Source organism: Glycomyces sp. MUSA5-2 (assembly GCF_037034145.1).
GTDB classification, from domain to species: Bacteria; Actinomycetota; Actinomycetes; order Mycobacteriales; family Micromonosporaceae; genus Glycomyces; species Glycomyces artemisiae.
This window is the reverse complement of sequence record NZ_JBAGKG010000001.1, coordinates 326,079-340,542: the sequence shown is the minus strand read 5'-3', so window position 1 is coordinate 340,542 and position 14,464 is coordinate 326,079. Positions and strand designations below refer to the sequence as shown.

The window sequence follows — 14,464 nt, the reverse complement described above, 5'->3', positions numbered from 1 at the left end:
GAGGGCCCGGCCGCGACATCGCGACCGGGCCCCTCACTTCCCTTGCGCTCCTAAGTGATCCGGCGCTCGCTCGGCAGCGTCGCCTTCGTGAACAGCAGCGCCCCCGCGGCCGCGGCCAGCGGCACCGCCAGCAGCATGATCGCGAAGCTCGTCCACGGCAGCTCCCAGCCGTACAGCGTCTCGAACGGGTAGTTCCACTGGAGCGGCCGGTTCAGGGCCTCGCGGATCACCGCGTACCCGATCACGCCCGCCACCGTGCCCAGCCCCGCGCCGAACAGCGCGATCACCACCGTCTGCCACATCGCGAACCGCTTGCGCAGCCCCGGCGCCGCGCCGACCGCGCCGAGCGTCGCCATGTCCTTGCGCTGCTCCGCGATGATCAGGCCCGTCGACACCGCCGTCGCGCCCAGCGCGACCAGCGCGCACAGGCCCGTCACGGCGATCGTGAAGTAGAACATGAAGTCGTCCGTGTAGTCGACGTAGTTGAAGCTCGCGAACACCTGGCCGTCGGCCAGCTCCTGGCTGAAGTCCTGCATGAGCGCCTCGGCCGCGCCCTGGTCGACCTCGCCGCCCTCCACCAGGTACTCGTGGCCCCACACGCCCGACTCCAGGCCCATGAGCTCGGCCGCGGCCGGGCCCAGGAACAGCCGGTTGTAGCCCAGCTCGCCCTTCTCGACGTACATCGCGGGCACCTGGATCTCGGAGGTCTCCTGGTCCTCTTCGAGCTCCACGCCCGTCTCGTCGTAGTACGAGAGGGTCTTCTCCAGGGTCACCATCCCGTCGTCGGTGATCGACAGGCGGTCGGCCACCAGGACCCCGCCGTCTTCGAGCACCGCGACCGCCCGGTCCAGCTCCTCGCCTTCGAGCCCGGTGTAGGTCGCCACGATGTGCGGGTCCGTCGAGCCCACCACGCTGTCGAGGCTGCCCCACAGGTCGTTCGGCGTCTCGTCGCAGTTCGGGTCCTCCCGCGCGGCCTCCACGGCCGCCCGGTCCAGCTCCTGGGTGGAGGTGTCCGCGGTCCAGTACGAGCAGACGTTCTCCTCGGGCCTGACCATGTTCCAGTGGCACTCGGTGGACCGCTCGTCGTCAGGGTCGACGGGCAGGCCGCAGTTCATAGGCGTCGAGTACGTGTCCACCGGCACCAGGTCCACGGGCCCGAGCTCCCCTTCCAGGATCGGCTCGGCCTCCGCTTCCGCGGCCTCCCAGTCGACCCTGCTCGCGTCCTGCTCCTCGCTGAAGTCGTACAGCGTCAGGGTCATGGAGTCCTGCGGGAGCAGGTTCTCCTGCGTCTCCAACTGCCGCACCGAGTCCGCGGTCACGATCATCGAGAACGCCATGCCCGCCGCGACCACGCCGAGCACCGCCGCGATGGCCGGGGCCGCGGAGCCGCGGTTGCGCCCCGCCTCCCGCAGCGCCATCCGCGGCGCCAGCGGCAGCCACTTCCCGAGCTTCGACGCCCATGACAGCAGCGCCGGAGTGCACGCGACGAGGCCCAGCTGCGCCAGCACGATCGCGCCCGCCATCAGCGGCATGATCCAGAGGTAGACGCCGGCGATGCCCGCCGCGATGCCCGCGGCCAAGACCGCGAGCCCGCCGAACAGCCACTTCTTCGAGCCCTTGCGGCGGCCCGCCCGCCCCGTCAGCGCCTCCACGACGTTGACGCGGGACGCGCTGATCGCCGCGGCGAGCGCCGACAGCAGCCCCGTGGCGAGCGCGACGCCCACCAGCGCGGCCTGGATCGCCGGGAGCACCCGCAGCCCCGCGCTGCGGTGCCCGACGAACTGCTCCAGCAGCGGCATCCCGGCCCACACCGCGGCCACGCCGAGCGCGATGGCCGCGACCGCCGCGAGCACCCCGAAGAGCACGCCCCCGGCGAGCACGACGGTGCGGATCTGCGCCGGGGTCGCCCCGTTCGCGCTCATGAGCGCGAACTCGCGGGCGCGCCGCCGTGCGCTGATCGCGAACGCGGGCCCGGCCAGGAGCACGACCTCCATGACGACGATGACCACGATGAGCCCGTAGATCGCCAGCTCCGACTCCTCCATCGCGACCTCCATGGTCGCGTAGTCGCCGGTGGCCGGGGTGTCCAGGAGCGACTGGGACCAGACCGTCATCCCCAGCTCGTTCAGCGCGAGCGCGTCGTCCATCGTGAGCGGTTCGGGGGTGTCGACCAGCCAGCCGCTGGCCTGGGGCGCGAACATCCCGCCGATCGCGAAGCGCCCGTTGAGGTCCGACGGGAACTCGACGATGCCGCTCACCTCGTGGTCGCCCGTGCCGGCGCCCTCCTCGACCGTCAGGTCGTCCCCGACCCCCAGGCCGAGGTACTCGGCGGCGGCGGTGCTGAGGACGACCTCGCCGCGGCCCGGCGCCGAGCCCTCGCGGTACACGAGCCCGGCGTCCTCGTAGGTCCCGTCGCCGAGGTTGTAGCCGAAGGTGTAGATCTGCCCGAACCCGTCGGGGGTCGCCACGGTCGCGGACTCGCCCGAGCCGGCGGACACCGAGTACGGCGCGATCCAGGAGCCGACCGGCAGCGACGCCAGGATCTCCTGGTCGGTGACCGCGCGGCCCGGGTCCTCCCAGTCCATCTCGAACGCGGGCCAGGTGTTGTTCCAGCTCTGCTGCTCCAGCGGCACCCCGGGCGTGGCGAACTCGATGTACGCCTCGTTCTCGCCGAGGACCTGCGCGGCGGTCTCCGCGTCGTCGAGGTCCGCGGTGTCGTACGCGCTGGCGGCGAGGGCGGCGCCGAGCAGGGGCAGGCCCAGGAGGGCGATCGACAGGGCCGACCGTCCCTTGTAGCGCCACGCCTCGCGGCGGGCGATGCGGAAGGCGAGTCGCTGGCTCGCGAACATCACTGGGCCCCTTCGAGGAGGGTCTCGGCGTCCGCGAGCGGCGCGGAAGAGTCGACGACGCGGCCGTCGCGCAGGAACACGACGCGGTCGGCCCACCCGGCGTGCCGGGCGTCGTGGGTGACCAGGAGCCCGGCGGCGCCCTCGTCGCAGCGGCGGCGCAGGAGCTTGAGGACCTCCTCGCCGGTGACGGAGTCGAGCGCGCCGGTGGGCTCGTCGGCGAGGACGAGGCGCCGGTCGCCGATGAGGGCGCGGGCGATGGCGACGCGCTGCGCCTGGCCGCCGGAGAGCTCGTCGGGGAACCGGTCGCCCTGCTTGGCGTCGAGGCCGACCTCTTCGAGCGCGGCGTGCGCGAGCGTGCGGGCCCTGCCCGCGGACATGCCGTCGAGTTCGAGCGGCAGGGCCGCGTTCTCGGCGGCGGTGAGGCTCGGCACCAGGTTGTAGTCCTGGAACACGTAGCCGACGCTGCGGCGGCGCAGCGCGGCGAGCTTCTTCTTGTTCAGGGTCGCGAGGACGGTGCCCTCGACGAGGACCGCGCCGGAGGTGGGCGCGTCCAGGCCCCCGGCGAGGTTGAGGAGGGTGGACTTGCCCGAGCCGGAGGGGCCCATGATGGCGACGAGCTCGCCGGCCTCGATGCTGAGGTCGGTGTCGACGAGGGCGTTGACGGCGTTCTCGCTGTCGCCGTGGACGCGGGTGACCCGCTGGAGTTGCAGAACGGACATGGGGTGGGTCACCGCTTCTCTTGGAGGGCTTGGGTCTCGGTCTCGTCGGCGTGCTGGGGGAAGGGGCGGGGCTCGGGCCGGCCGGTGCGGGCCACGACGGCCTCGGTGTGGTCGAGCCACCTGATCTCGGCCTCGGCGCGGAAGATCATCGACTCCAGGACCAGGCGCCACGCCAGCTCGGGCTGCTCCTCGGCGGCCTTGAGCCGGGTGTACTCCTGAAGGAGGCGGAGGGTGGCCGTCCGCTGCCGCTGGATGACGTCGGCGACGTCGACGCCGGGCGTGGTGACGGCCAGGGCGAGCTTGATCGTCAGCTCGTCGCGGGGCCGGTCGGCGGCCTGCACGGGGGAGGCGAACCACCCCGCGAGGTGGCGGCGCCCGGAGTCGGTGATCCGGTAGGGGCGCTGGCCGGAGTCGTTCTCGGGCAGGGCCTCGACGAGCTGGTCGCGTTCGAGCCGGTTGAGGGTGGTGTAGACCTGGCCGATGTTGAGCGGCCAGGTGTTGCCGGTGGCGCTTTCGAACGCGGAGCGGAGCTGGTAGCCGTAGGCCGGTCCGCGTTCGAGCAGCGCCAGGAGGCTGTGCTTGACACTCATGTGCAACCTCGCATCGCTGGGGACACTCTTCACCGTGAAGAGATACTCAGTAGGGTATAGCGGGTATGCAAATAATGGATACGCGGTATGGCTTCTGAGTGTCGCCCCAGGTCAGCGAGTTACTCGGGCCGTCCGGGCCACGGGTCGGCGACGGGCTGGCCCACGGCGAGGCGCCACCGCGCGAGTGCGACGGCCGCGGCCGAGTACATGTCGAGGCACAACTGCCGCTCGCCCGGGTCGGTCGCGGCGAGGCCGGCCCGCCAGGTGGCGGCGACGCTCTCCTCCACGGTGGTCAGCAGGTCCTGCGCGGTTGCCGCGTCGCCGATGACGCCGACGTCGTAGGCCGACTCGGGCGGGGGCGCGTCGGCGCCCGCGGCCGCGTAGTGGTCCAGCAGCACGTCGCGCCGGGACCGGTGCTCCGATTCGAGGGCCTCGGCCTGCGAGCGCGGGTCGCCGTCGAGGTGCACGGCGGCGGCCCCGTAGGCGTAGATCGCGGCGTACTCGGCGGCGAGGCCGGTGTCGATCGCGGTCACGCGATCACCGCCGCGTGGGCCGCGCGGGAGGCGGCGATCTCGCCGAAGAGCACGGCGTAGTCGGACTCGGTCGTCATGCACGCCTCGGCGGCCTCGGCGCTCCCGGCGGTCTCGGCGTCGGCGAGCGCGGCCGCGTCGGCGGGCGCCGCGGTCTCGTCCTCGGCGATCGCGTTCGGGCGCAGCAGCCGCTCCAGCGTCGCCGCGTGGGTGCGGTGGTCCTCGGCGATCTCGTTGTATCCCAGGGCTTCTGCTCCTTGCGCGAGGGCGCGCGCGGTGCGGAGCGCGGCGGTGAGGTCGGCGTCTGCGGTGGTGATCTGGCCGGTCTGACCGGTGCAGCCCGCGGCCGTGAGGACGGCCGCGCCTATCAGGAGTCCGCGTCGGGTCGTGAACACACACCCAGTTTCCCAGGCTGCCTTTCCATTCTGACTCCGGGCGGTTAATCTCGGCGAAATAGGCGATAGGAGAGGAGTGCGCATGGGATCCGAGCAGCGTGCCGAAGTGGAGTCGATCCTGTCCCCGGCGGTGTCCGCCGCGGGCTACGACCTGGAGGGGCTGACGGTGACGAAGGTCGGGCGGCGCCTGCTCGTCAGGGTCCTTGTGGACAAGGACGGCGGAATCAGTCTGGACGATGTGGCCGTTGTCTCGAAAGCGTGCTCGAAGGCCCTGGACGAGGCCGACTCCACGGGAGGACCCTTCGCGGACACCGCATATACCCTGGAAGTGTCGTCGCCGGGGGTCGACCGTCCGCTGACCGAGCCCCGGCACTGGCGGCGTAATATTGGGCGCTTGGTAGCCGTGAACATCGGGGAGGAGCCCGTGAAAGGGCGGATCGCGGATGCCAGCGAGCGGGGGATTGAACTAGAGGCCGACGGCGTGCGCCGCTCGGCCACCTATGCCGAGCTGGGGCCCGGCAAGGTGCAGATCGAGCTGCGATGAGCGTCCGAAGGCGACGCCACCGGCTCGCACGCCTTGAACGGCCGCGGTGAGGACAACTCAAGACTTAAGGAGAACGGGTGCATATCGACCTGGCCGCGCTGCGGTCGCTGGAACGCGAGCGCGACATCCCTTTCGAGACAATCCTCGGCGCTATCGAATCGGCGCTGCTGACCGCCTACAAGCACACCCCCGGGGCCGATGAGCGCGCACGAGTCGTGGTCAACCGCGACAGCGGAATCGCGAATGTCTTGGTGCCAGTGTTGAACGAGGAGGACGAGCTCGTCTCCGAGCGCGACGACACTCCTGAGGGCTTCGGCCGCATCGCCGCCCAGACGGCGAAGCAGGTCATCCTCCAGCGGCTGCGCGAGGCGGCCGACGAGGTCAACTACGGGGAGTACTCCGGCAAGGAGGGCGACATCGTCACCGGTGTCGTCCAGGCCCACGGGGAGCGCAACGAGCGCGGCATCGTCACCGTGGACCTCGGCAAGATCGAGGCGACGCTCCCGTTGAACGAGCAGGTGCCCGGCGAGTCCTACGAGCACGGGAAGCGCATCCGCGCCATCGTGATCCAGGTGAACCGGACGGCCCGCGGACCCCAGATCACCCTCTCCCGCACGCACCCGGCCCTGGTCAAGAAGCTGTTCGCGTTCGAGGTCCCCGAGATCGACGAGGGCGCGGTGGAGATCCCGGCGATCGCACGTGAGGCCGGTCACCGCTCCAAGATCGCGGTGCGCGCCACAACGAAGGACGTCAACGCGAAGGGCGCGTGCATCGGCCCCATGGGCTCGCGGGTGCGCGCGGTCATGAGCGAACTGGGCGGCGAGAAGATCGACATCGTCGACTGGAGCGCCGACCCGGCGCAGTTCGTCGCGAACGCGCTCTCCCCGGCGAAGACCCTGTCGGTGCGGGTCGTGGACGAGTCCACGCGGTCCACTGAGGTGATCGTGCCCGACTATCAGCTTTCGCTGGCGATCGGCCGCGAAGGGCAGAACGCGCGCCTTGCGGCCAGGCTCACCGGTTGGCGGATCGACATCAAGTCGGACGCGCACGTGTCCGGCGGCACGAAGGAGGAGACCGGCCCGGCCGGTGGCGGCCGCCGCTCCGGGAGGTAGACTTATTAACGGATCGCAACGTGACGCAGCGGTAGTCCGCACCTGTGTGGGATGCCGCAAACGTGCTTCCGCTTCCGAGCTGCTGCGCGTCGTCGTCCGACGCTCTGAGGGTTCCCAGAACCGCCTGGTTCCGGACCCGCAGCGCCGCCTCAGCGGCCGCGGAGCCCATGTGCACCACTCTTCGAACTGCCTTGACCAGGCAGTTCGTAAGCGTGCGTTCGCCAGGGCCCTCAGGATAGAAGGAACGGTGGACGTCGCCGCGGTGCGAGCCCTTGTCGAGTCGGAGTCGGCCGAGAGGCCGGCTCCCGCACACGAAAAGCAGGTAGAGACCGAATGAAGACCACGCGATGAAGTTCTCCCGATGAACTGGTTGTCAGTGGAAGGCTGAGGTCGGCGGGCGCTGCCCGTACGGCCTCGAATGTGAGGAGTGCAGTGGCAGCAAAGCCCCGCGTACATGAACTTGCCAAGGAACTGGGCACGACGAGCAAGGAACTGCTCTCGCGCCTGGGCGACATGGGCGAGTTCGTGAAGTCAGCGTCGAGCACGGTCGAAGCGCCGGTGGCGCGTCGGCTGCGGCAGGAGTACGACGCCGCACAGGGCGCCCCGGCAGCGTCGGCCGGGAAGAGTGAATCCCCGACGCCCGAGCCCGCGAAGTCGGCGGCGGCCTCCAAGCCGCGCCCGGCCGCGCCGAGCCCGTCCAAGATCATGCAGGCCAAGGTCGACGCGAAGGTCGAGTCCGTGGCCAAGAAGGCCGCGAAGAAGGCCGCCCCGAAGCCGGGCGCGCCCGCCGCGGCGGCGCCGAAGCCGGGCCCGAAGGCCCCGGCCGCTCCGGCCCAGCCCGAGATCAAGCCCGCGTCCGCCCGCGACATCGAGGTGGCCGCGGAGCAGAAGCGCGCCGAGGAGCTGCTCAAGCGCCAGCAGGAGCAGGCCGAGGCCGCCAAGCGCGCCGCGGCGGCGCCGAAGCCGGGCCCCAAGCCCGCTCCGGCCCCGGCGGCCCGTCCGGGCGCGCCGAAGCCCGGCCCCAAGAACCCGTTCGGCGTCGGCGGCGGCACGCCCGCCGCGAAGCCGCGTCCCGCGGACGGCGGCGGCGAGCGCCCGGGCGGTCCCCGTCCGAGCCCGCGCATGATGCCTCCGCGCCCGAACCCGGGCATGATGCCCGGCCGCCCTGCCGGCGGCGGTCGTGACGGCGGTCCCCGCGGGGGCCGCGGCGGCGGCGGTCGCGGCGCGGGCGCCGGTGCCGGTCGCCCCGGTGGCGGCGGCGGTCGTCCCGGCGGGGGCGGCGGCAACTACCGCGGCAACTTCGGCGGTTCCGGCGGCGGCGGTGCCGCGGGCGGTGCGGGCGGTTCCGGTCCTTCGACCGGCGCGCCGGCTCCGTACCGGGGCGGCGGCGGTCGCGCGGGCGGCGGCGGCAAGGCGCGCGGCGGCGGTGCCGCGGGCGCGTTCGGCCGCGGCGGACCCCGCGGCAAGTCCCGCAAGTCGCGTCGCCAGCGGCGCCAGGAGTTCGACAACCTCGCAGCGCCGAGGATGCAGTCGGGCGCGCCCCGAGGGAACGGCGAGACCATTCGCCTCGCCCGCGGCGCGTCGCTCTCCGACTTCGCCGACAAGATCGGCACCCTGCCGGGCACCCTCGTCCAGGAGCTGTTCTCCTTGGGCGAGATGGTGACCGCGACGCAGTCCGTGTCGGAGGAGACCTTCGAGCTCCTCGGCGCCCACCTCGACTGGGACATCAAGATCGTGTCCCCCGAGGAGGAGGACCGCGAGCTGCTGTCGCAGTTCGGCATCGACCTCGACGCCGAGGACAAGGACGACTTCGTCCCGCGTCCCCCGGTCGTCACGGTCATGGGCCACGTCGACCACGGTAAGACGAAGCTCCTCGACGCGATCCGCCACACGAACGTCGTGGCGGGCGAGGCGGGCGGCATCACCCAGCACATCGGCGCGTACCAGGTGCACGTCGAGCACGAGGGCGAAGACCGCGCGATCACCTTCATCGACACCCCGGGCCACGAGGCGTTCACCGCCATGCGCGCCCGAGGCGCGAACGTCACGGACATCGTGGTGCTCGTGGTCGCGGCCGACGACGGCGTCATGCCGCAGACGATCGAGGCCCTGAACCACGCCAGCGCCGCCGGCGCCCCGGTCGTGGTCGCGGTCAACAAGGTCGACCTGCCCGACGCGAACCCGGCCAAGGTCCGCCAGCAGCTGACCGAGTACGGCCTGGTCGCCGAGGAGTACGGCGGGCAGACCATGTTCGTCGACGTGGCCGCCAAGCCGCGCATCGGCATCTCGGACCTGCTCGAAGCGGTGCTCCTGACCGCCGACGCGTCCCTGGAGCTGGAGGCTTCGGAGACCGGCAACGCGCAGGGCATCGCGATCGAGGCGCACCTCGACAAGGGCCGCGGCCCGGTCGCGACGGTCCTGGTCCAGAAGGGCACGCTGCGGGTCGGCGACTCGATCGTGGCGGGCGGGGCCCACGGCCGCGTCCGTGCGATGCACGACGCCGACGGCACCAAGGTCACCGAGGCGACCCCGTCGTTCCCGGTGCAGGTGCAGGGCCTCGCGTCCGTCCCGATGGCGGGGGACGTGTTCCTCGCCGCCGACGACGACCGCACGGTCCGCCAGATCGCCGAGCAGCGCCAGGCGCGCCGCCGCGCGGCCCAGCAGGCGTCCCGCGTCTCGCGCACCACGCTTGAGAACCTCATGGACAAGATCGCCGAAGGCGAGCGGACCACGCTCTCGCTCATCATCAAGGGCGACGGCGCCGGTTCGGTCGAGGCCCTCGAAGAGGCCCTGGTCGCCCTGGAGATCCCGGAGGAAGTGCACCTCCAGGTCATCCACCGCGGCGTCGGCCCGATCACGGAGTCGGACGTCAACCTCGCCGCGGCGGGCGACGGCGAGTCCGCGACGATCATCGCGTTCAACGTTCGCGCCGAGGGTCGCGTCCGCGACATGGCCGAGCGCGAAGGCGTGGACGTCCGGTACTACACCGTCATCTACCAGGCGATCGAGGAGATCGAGACCGCGCTCAAGGGCATGCTCAAGCCCGAGTACGAGGAAGCGGCGCTCGGTTCGGCCGAGATCCGCGAGGTGTTCCGCTCGTCGAAGCTCGGCAACATCGCCGGTGCGCTCGTCACGAGCGGCTCGATCAAGCGCAACGCGAAGGTCCGCCTCCTGCGCGACGGCGCGGTCGTCACCGAGACGACCATCTCGTCGCTGCGCCGGTTCAAGGACGACGCCAACGAGGTCCGCGAGGGCTTCGAGTGCGGCTTCACCTTGAAGAACTACAACAACATCGAAGAAGGCGACATCATCGAGGCCTTCGAGATGCGCGAGAAGCCGCGCGCGTAAGTGCGGCTGCTCCAGACCGATGCCGCGGCGCGGCTCGGCGAGGCCCTTCGGGGCTTCCGCCGGGCCGCGCTGTCGGCGCACTACGGGCCCGACGCCCTGGCCGCCGCGGACCGCGGCGACTACCGGTCGCTGCTCGCGCAGTGCGGGGACGACCCGCTCGGCGTCCACGCCCGCCTGTGGGTCGCCGGGGTCCCGGTCCCCGCGGAGGCGGCGGCGGACGCCTTGGCGCCCTTCACCCTTGACGAAGCGCTCGCCTGCGGGCTCCTGGTCGGGGACGAAGCGGTGTCCGCGGGCTGGGGCGCCCAGTTCGAGGGCGACCGGCTCCTGTTCTCCGACCAGCTCCCGAACACCACGGGCGGCCGCACCCCCGAGCACGTGCTCGGCATCGGCGGCGCCTCGAAGCTCCTCCTCGACCTGACGCTCCGCGACCCCGTCGCGAGCGCCCTCGACCTCGGCACCGGCTGCGGCGTTCAAGCACTCTCACTGACCGACCACGCCGATGCCGTGGCCGCCACCGACCTGAGCGATCGCGCCCTGGCGTTCGCCGAATTGAACGCCGCCGTCAACGGCGCGGCAGTGGAACTGCTGCAAGGCGACCTGCTCGCGCCCGTCGCGGGCCGCACGTTCGATCTCGTGGTCGCGAACCCGCCGTTCGTGATCGCCACGCCCGGCTCCGGTTGGACCTACCGCGACGGCGGCCGCGAGGCCGACGGCGTCGCCGCCGAACTCGCCGCGGCCTCAGTCGACCTCCTGAACCCCGGCGGGACCATGCAGTTCCTCGCGAACTGGCTGCACCGCAAGGGCGAGGACTGGGCCGAGCGCGTCGCAGGCTGGTTCCCCGACGAGGGCGCGCTCGTGTGGGCGGTCGAGCGCGAGGTGCTCGACCCGCTGGACTACGTGCGGACCTGGCAGCGCGACTCCGGCGAGTCCCACGACGCCGAGCAGGCCGCGGCCTGGCTCGACTGGTTCGAGGCCAACGAGGTCGAGGCCGTCGGCTTCGGCTTCATCGCCGTGCGGAAGGCCTACGGCCCCAGCCGGATCGTCTGCGAGGAGGCCCGCCACGCGGTCCAGGCCCCGTGGAGCGGCCGGATCGCCGACCGGTTCGCGGTCCTGGAGAGCGCGATCGAGCCCGAGGCGCTGTGGGAGTCGCGGCTGCGCGTCGCCGACGGCGTCGTCCTCCAGCAGACCGCCGCGGTCGGCGAGGAGGGCTGGGACGTCGACCGGCAGTGGCTCCAGCAGGCCGAGGGCATGCGGTACGCCGAAGAGGTCGACCCGCTCGTGGTCGCATTTCTAGGCGCGTGCAACGGCGAAGCCGAAGTGCGCCTTCAGGTCCAGCTCCTCGCCGAGACGTACGGGGCGGAGCCGGCGCTGCTGTACGCCCAGCTCTACCCCGTGATCCGCCGGCTCGTCGAGCGCGGTTTCCTCCAGCTCTAAGAACGCAGGTACGCCAGGACCGCCTTCACCCTGCGGTGGTGGTCGCCGTCCTCGCTGCTGAGCGCCAGCTTCGTGAAGATGTTCCTGATGTGCTTCTCGACCGCGCCGTCGGAGATGAAGAGCTTCTTGCCGATCGCCTTGTTCGAGTGGCCCTCGGCCATGAGGCCCAGGACCTCCTTCTCGCGCGGCGTCAGCGTCGCGACCGGGTCGTTCTTGCGGCGCCTGACCATGAGCTGCGAGACCACCTCCGGGTCGAACACGGTGCCGCCCGCGGCGACCCGCTTCAGGGAGTCCATGAAGTCCTCGATGTCGATGACCCGCTCCTTGAGCAGGTACCCGACCGCGCCGCGCGCGTCCGCCAGGAGGTCGTCCGCATAGGACACCTCGACGTACTGGCTGAGGATGAGCACGGGCGCGCCCGGGACGATCTCCCGGGCGCGCGTGGCGGCTCTGAGGCCCTCGTCGGTGAACGACGGGGGCATGCGGACGTCCACGACCGACACGTCCGGCTTGTGCTCGGCGACGGCCTCCACGAGCGCGTCGCCGTCGCCCACTTCGGCGACGACCTCGCACCCGAACTCCTCCAGGAGCTTCACCAGCCCGGAACGGATGAGCACGGCGTCATCGGCGACCACTACACGCACGGAACCTCCACGACGATCACGGTGGGACCGCCGTCGGGGGAGTCGATGGTCCACTGCCCCTCGACGGCCTTGACCCGGTCGGTGAGGCCCGAGAGCCCGTGCCCCTTCGAGACGTGCGCGCCCCCGACGCCGTTGTCGCCGACCGAGAGCACCAGCCTATCGCCCCAGTCCTCGACCGACACGGTCGCTTTGGTCGCGCGGGAGTGCTTGGCCACGTTCGTGAGGCACTCGGCGGTCACGAAGTACACGGTGCTCTCCACCGCCGCCTTGTACCGGCCGTTGAGGTCCGTCTCCAGCTCCACCGGCACGAGCGAGCGCGCCGCGAGGGCCGCGAGGGCCGCCTCCAGGCCCCGGTCGGTGAGGATCGGCGGGGCGATGCCGCGCGAGAGCGACCGCAGCTCGTCGATGGTCTCCCTGGTCTGGGCGATCGCGGCCTCCAGGGTCTCCTGGGCCGCTTCGGGGTTCGTGGCGAGCTGGCGCTTGACGCGGGCGAGCTCCATGCCCAGGCCCACCAGGCGCTGCTGCGGGCCGTCGTGGATGTCCCGCTCGATGCGCCGCAGCGCGTCCGCCTCCGCGGACGTCGCGGCGGCCCGGGACTCCTCCAGCTGGTCGATCCGCTCGTGCAGGCCGCTGATCGAGGTGAGCATGCCGCGGCCGATCGAGGCCTGGGCGAAGGCCAGGCCGCGGATGACCGGGACGATCGTCAGGAGCATCACCGCGGCGGCGATCCAGCACACGGCCGTCATCGCCAGGTACGAGTCGCCCCAGCCGAGCCACTCGGTGGCGTATTCGAGGCCCTGCTCCGACTCCCCGGTGGCCGCGATGATGATCCAGCCCCACGCGGGCCACGTCAGGGTCGCGAGCGTCACCGCCCACCAGACGATCGCGATCGCGAACCCGGCGATGGCGACGGGCAGGACCGTCACGGCCCACAGGATGTTCAGCCACGACTGGCCGTCGGTGAGCGCGGTCAGGAACCGCCGCAGCGCCGACGCGTCCTCGGGCGCGCGCTTGTAGCGCGGCTTCGGGAGTTCCCGGCGCAGCACCGCGGGGAGCATCGAGCGGCCCGCGGCGGCCATGCCGCGCATCGCGAACATCGTGGCAGCGGCGATGGGCACGCCGATCCAGATGACCGCGGTGCCGACCCCGAGGAGGGTGCCGACCACGCCGATGATGAACGAGGGCAGGGCGATGAAGAACATCGACAGGAGGTATCCGGTGTCGGTGCCGAGCTGCCGGAGGGTTGTACGCATGCGTCAACAGTAGAAAAGCGGGCCGCCCGGTACGACCCGGCGGTCCCGCTTGTTCAAGGTAGGGCCTGCCCTACCCTCACAGCATGCCGTCGCCCTGCGTGCGGCCCGCGCGGGTCGCGATCGCCGCGACCGAGTTGAGCAGGCTCATGATGCACAGGCCGATGACCAGGTTGATGGCCGCCGTCGCGATCTGCGACTCCAGCTCCGCCGAGGCGGTGAACGGGATGAGCACGCCCACCGCGATCACCAGCAGCATGATCCAGTTGAAGAACGCCATCGGCCGCGGCATCAGGAGCAGCAGCAGGTGCACGGCCGCGGTCGCCAGGATCGCGACCCCGAACGCCCCGAACGCGTACGTCGTGGTCGTCGCGTCGCCGTACGTCCCCGCGTCGTCGGGCGACAGGATGTGGATGCCCAGCACCCCGCGCACCAGCAGGATCCCCACGAGCGCGACGAGCGCGGCCACGACCGCCGTCCCGAAGCCGCCCGCCCACAGCTTCCCGGCGTCCACGCTCGGCCGGTCCCCCTGCTGCGGCTGGACCGGCGGGTACGGCCGCGTGGGCTGATCCTGGTAGTTCCGGTCCCAGCCGCTCTGCGGTGACGCCATGGCTCCTCCTCGGTCCGCTTCCGGCCTCATCGTGGCAGGTACCCGTGACGGACGTCGCGAAACCGGTGATTTCCGGCAGCTGAAAAGATCTTGGGGATGTCAGAGGCGACGCGTAATCTAGAGCGGTGTTCACCGGATGCGTTGAATTCGACCTCCTCCTGCCCCAGGACTCCCGCTCGCTGAAGGCCAAGCGCTCCTACGTGCGCCCGATCGTCGCCTCCCTGCGGAAGTACGAGGTCGCGGTGGCGGAGGTCGGCGACCAGGAGGTCCACGGCCGCACTACGATCGGCGTCGCCGCCGTCGCGGGGGACCACCGCCACGTCGCGGAGCTCCTCGACGCCTGCGAGCACCACGTCGCGGGCCGCCCCGAAGTGGAGCTCCTCAGCGCCAGGCGGCGCGTCTTCGGTCCCGAGGACGAATGAGCGGCACAGGCGAGTGA

At 71.6% G+C, this 14,464-nt stretch carries 14 protein-coding genes; 6 read left to right on the top strand and 8 right to left on the bottom strand.

What is annotated here, in order from left to right; genetic code table 11:
• Positions 1 to 50: 50 nt before the first annotated feature.
• The 5 genes from WA640_RS01650 to WA640_RS01630 form a co-directional block, all read right to left on the bottom strand.
• Positions 51 to 2,849 (bottom strand): FtsX-like permease family protein, encoded by a 2,799-nt coding sequence (locus WA640_RS01650; protein WP_335985774.1) that lies wholly within the window; start codon positions 2,847 to 2,849, stop codon positions 51 to 53.
• Positions 2,849 to 3,568, bottom strand: coding sequence for an ABC transporter ATP-binding protein (locus tag WA640_RS01645; protein WP_335985773.1), 720 nt, complete (start codon positions 3,566 to 3,568; stop codon positions 2,849 to 2,851). The genes WA640_RS01650 and WA640_RS01645 overlap by 1 nt, the downstream gene beginning before the upstream one ends.
• A gap of 8 nt (positions 3,569 to 3,576) precedes the next feature.
• Positions 3,577 to 4,158, bottom strand: coding sequence for a PadR family transcriptional regulator (locus WA640_RS01640; RefSeq protein ID WP_335985771.1), 582 nt, complete (start codon positions 4,156 to 4,158; stop codon positions 3,577 to 3,579).
• A 119-nt stretch (positions 4,159 to 4,277) separates the two neighbouring features.
• The gene (locus tag WA640_RS01635) at positions 4,278 to 4,691 is read right to left on the bottom strand and encodes a DUF4439 domain-containing protein (protein WP_335985770.1); all 414 of its coding nucleotides are present in this window, start codon (positions 4,689 to 4,691) and stop codon (positions 4,278 to 4,280) included.
• Positions 4,688 to 5,083: a hypothetical protein gene (locus tag WA640_RS01630; protein ID WP_181245604.1), complete on the bottom strand. Its 396-nt coding sequence runs from the start codon at positions 5,081 to 5,083 to the stop codon at positions 4,688 to 4,690. Before WA640_RS01630 ends, WA640_RS01635 begins: the two co-directional genes overlap by 4 nt.
• 82 nt (positions 5,084 to 5,165) lie before the next feature.
• Here WA640_RS01630 and rimP point away from each other — a divergent pair, with 82 nt between their 5' ends.
• The 5 genes from rimP (at position 5,166) to WA640_RS01610 (ending at position 11,521) form a co-directional block, all read left to right on the top strand.
• Positions 5,166 to 5,627: a ribosome maturation factor RimP gene (gene rimP, locus WA640_RS01625; RefSeq protein WP_335985769.1), complete on the top strand. Its 462-nt coding sequence runs from the start codon at positions 5,166 to 5,168 to the stop codon at positions 5,625 to 5,627.
• A 77-nt stretch (positions 5,628 to 5,704) separates the two neighbouring features.
• Positions 5,705 to 6,739 (top strand): transcription termination factor NusA, encoded by a 1,035-nt coding sequence (nusA, locus tag WA640_RS01620; RefSeq protein WP_106362145.1) that lies wholly within the window; start codon positions 5,705 to 5,707, stop codon positions 6,737 to 6,739.
• Positions 6,714 to 7,076, top strand: a complete 363-nt coding sequence (locus WA640_RS28725) for a YlxR family protein (RefSeq protein WP_442904648.1) — start codon at positions 6,714 to 6,716, stop codon at positions 7,074 to 7,076. Before nusA ends, WA640_RS28725 begins: the two co-directional genes overlap by 26 nt.
• Positions 7,077 to 7,171: 95 nt before the next feature.
• Positions 7,172 to 10,087, top strand: coding sequence for a translation initiation factor IF-2 (gene infB / locus WA640_RS01615; RefSeq protein WP_335985768.1), 2,916 nt, complete (start codon positions 7,172 to 7,174; stop codon positions 10,085 to 10,087).
• The gene (locus WA640_RS01610) at positions 10,088 to 11,521 is read left to right on the top strand and encodes a class I SAM-dependent methyltransferase (RefSeq protein WP_335985767.1); all 1,434 of its coding nucleotides are present in this window, start codon (positions 10,088 to 10,090) and stop codon (positions 11,519 to 11,521) included. It abuts the gene before it with no gap.
• Here the strand turns inward: WA640_RS01610 and WA640_RS01605 are convergent.
• From WA640_RS01605 to WA640_RS01595, 3 genes are all read right to left on the bottom strand, one after another.
• Positions 11,518 to 12,165, bottom strand: coding sequence for a response regulator transcription factor (locus tag WA640_RS01605; RefSeq protein ID WP_335985766.1), 648 nt, complete (start codon positions 12,163 to 12,165; stop codon positions 11,518 to 11,520). The genes WA640_RS01610 and WA640_RS01605 overlap by 4 nt on opposite strands.
• Positions 12,156 to 13,418, bottom strand: a complete 1,263-nt coding sequence (locus WA640_RS01600) for a sensor histidine kinase (protein WP_106362149.1) — start codon at positions 13,416 to 13,418, stop codon at positions 12,156 to 12,158. The genes WA640_RS01605 and WA640_RS01600 overlap by 10 nt, the downstream gene beginning before the upstream one ends.
• Before the next feature lie 76 nt (positions 13,419 to 13,494).
• Positions 13,495 to 14,025, bottom strand: a complete 531-nt coding sequence (locus WA640_RS01595; RefSeq protein ID WP_335985765.1) for a DUF6069 family protein — start codon at positions 14,023 to 14,025, stop codon at positions 13,495 to 13,497.
• Between the two features lie 125 nt (positions 14,026 to 14,150).
• Here WA640_RS01595 and WA640_RS01590 point away from each other — a divergent pair, with 125 nt between their 5' ends.
• On the top strand, positions 14,151 to 14,447 hold the full coding sequence (locus WA640_RS01590; protein ID WP_335985764.1) for a DUF503 domain-containing protein: 297 nt from the start codon (positions 14,151 to 14,153) through the stop codon (positions 14,445 to 14,447).
• Positions 14,448 to 14,464: the final 17 nt, after the last annotated feature.

Bases quoted from the DNA above. Each gene is read 5' to 3' on its own strand.
- WA640_RS01645 (WP_335985773.1), bottom strand. From the start codon at position 3,568: ATGTCCGTTCTGCAACTCCAGCGGGTCACCCGCGTCCACGGCGACAGC.
- rimP (WP_335985769.1), top strand. From the start codon at position 5,166: ATGGGATCCGAGCAGCGTGCCGAAGTGGAGTCGATCCTGTCCCCGGCG.
- WA640_RS01640 (WP_335985771.1), bottom strand. From the start codon at position 4,158: ATGAGTGTCAAGCACAGCCTCCTGGCGCTGCTCGAACGCGGACCGGCC.
- WA640_RS01650 (WP_335985774.1), bottom strand. From the start codon at position 2,849: ATGTTCGCGAGCCAGCGACTCGCCTTCCGCATCGCCCGCCGCGAGGCG.
- WA640_RS01595 (WP_335985765.1), bottom strand. From the start codon at position 14,025: ATGGCGTCACCGCAGAGCGGCTGGGACCGGAACTACCAGGATCAGCCC.
- WA640_RS01600 (WP_106362149.1), bottom strand. From the start codon at position 13,418: ATGCGTACAACCCTCCGGCAGCTCGGCACCGACACCGGATACCTCCTG.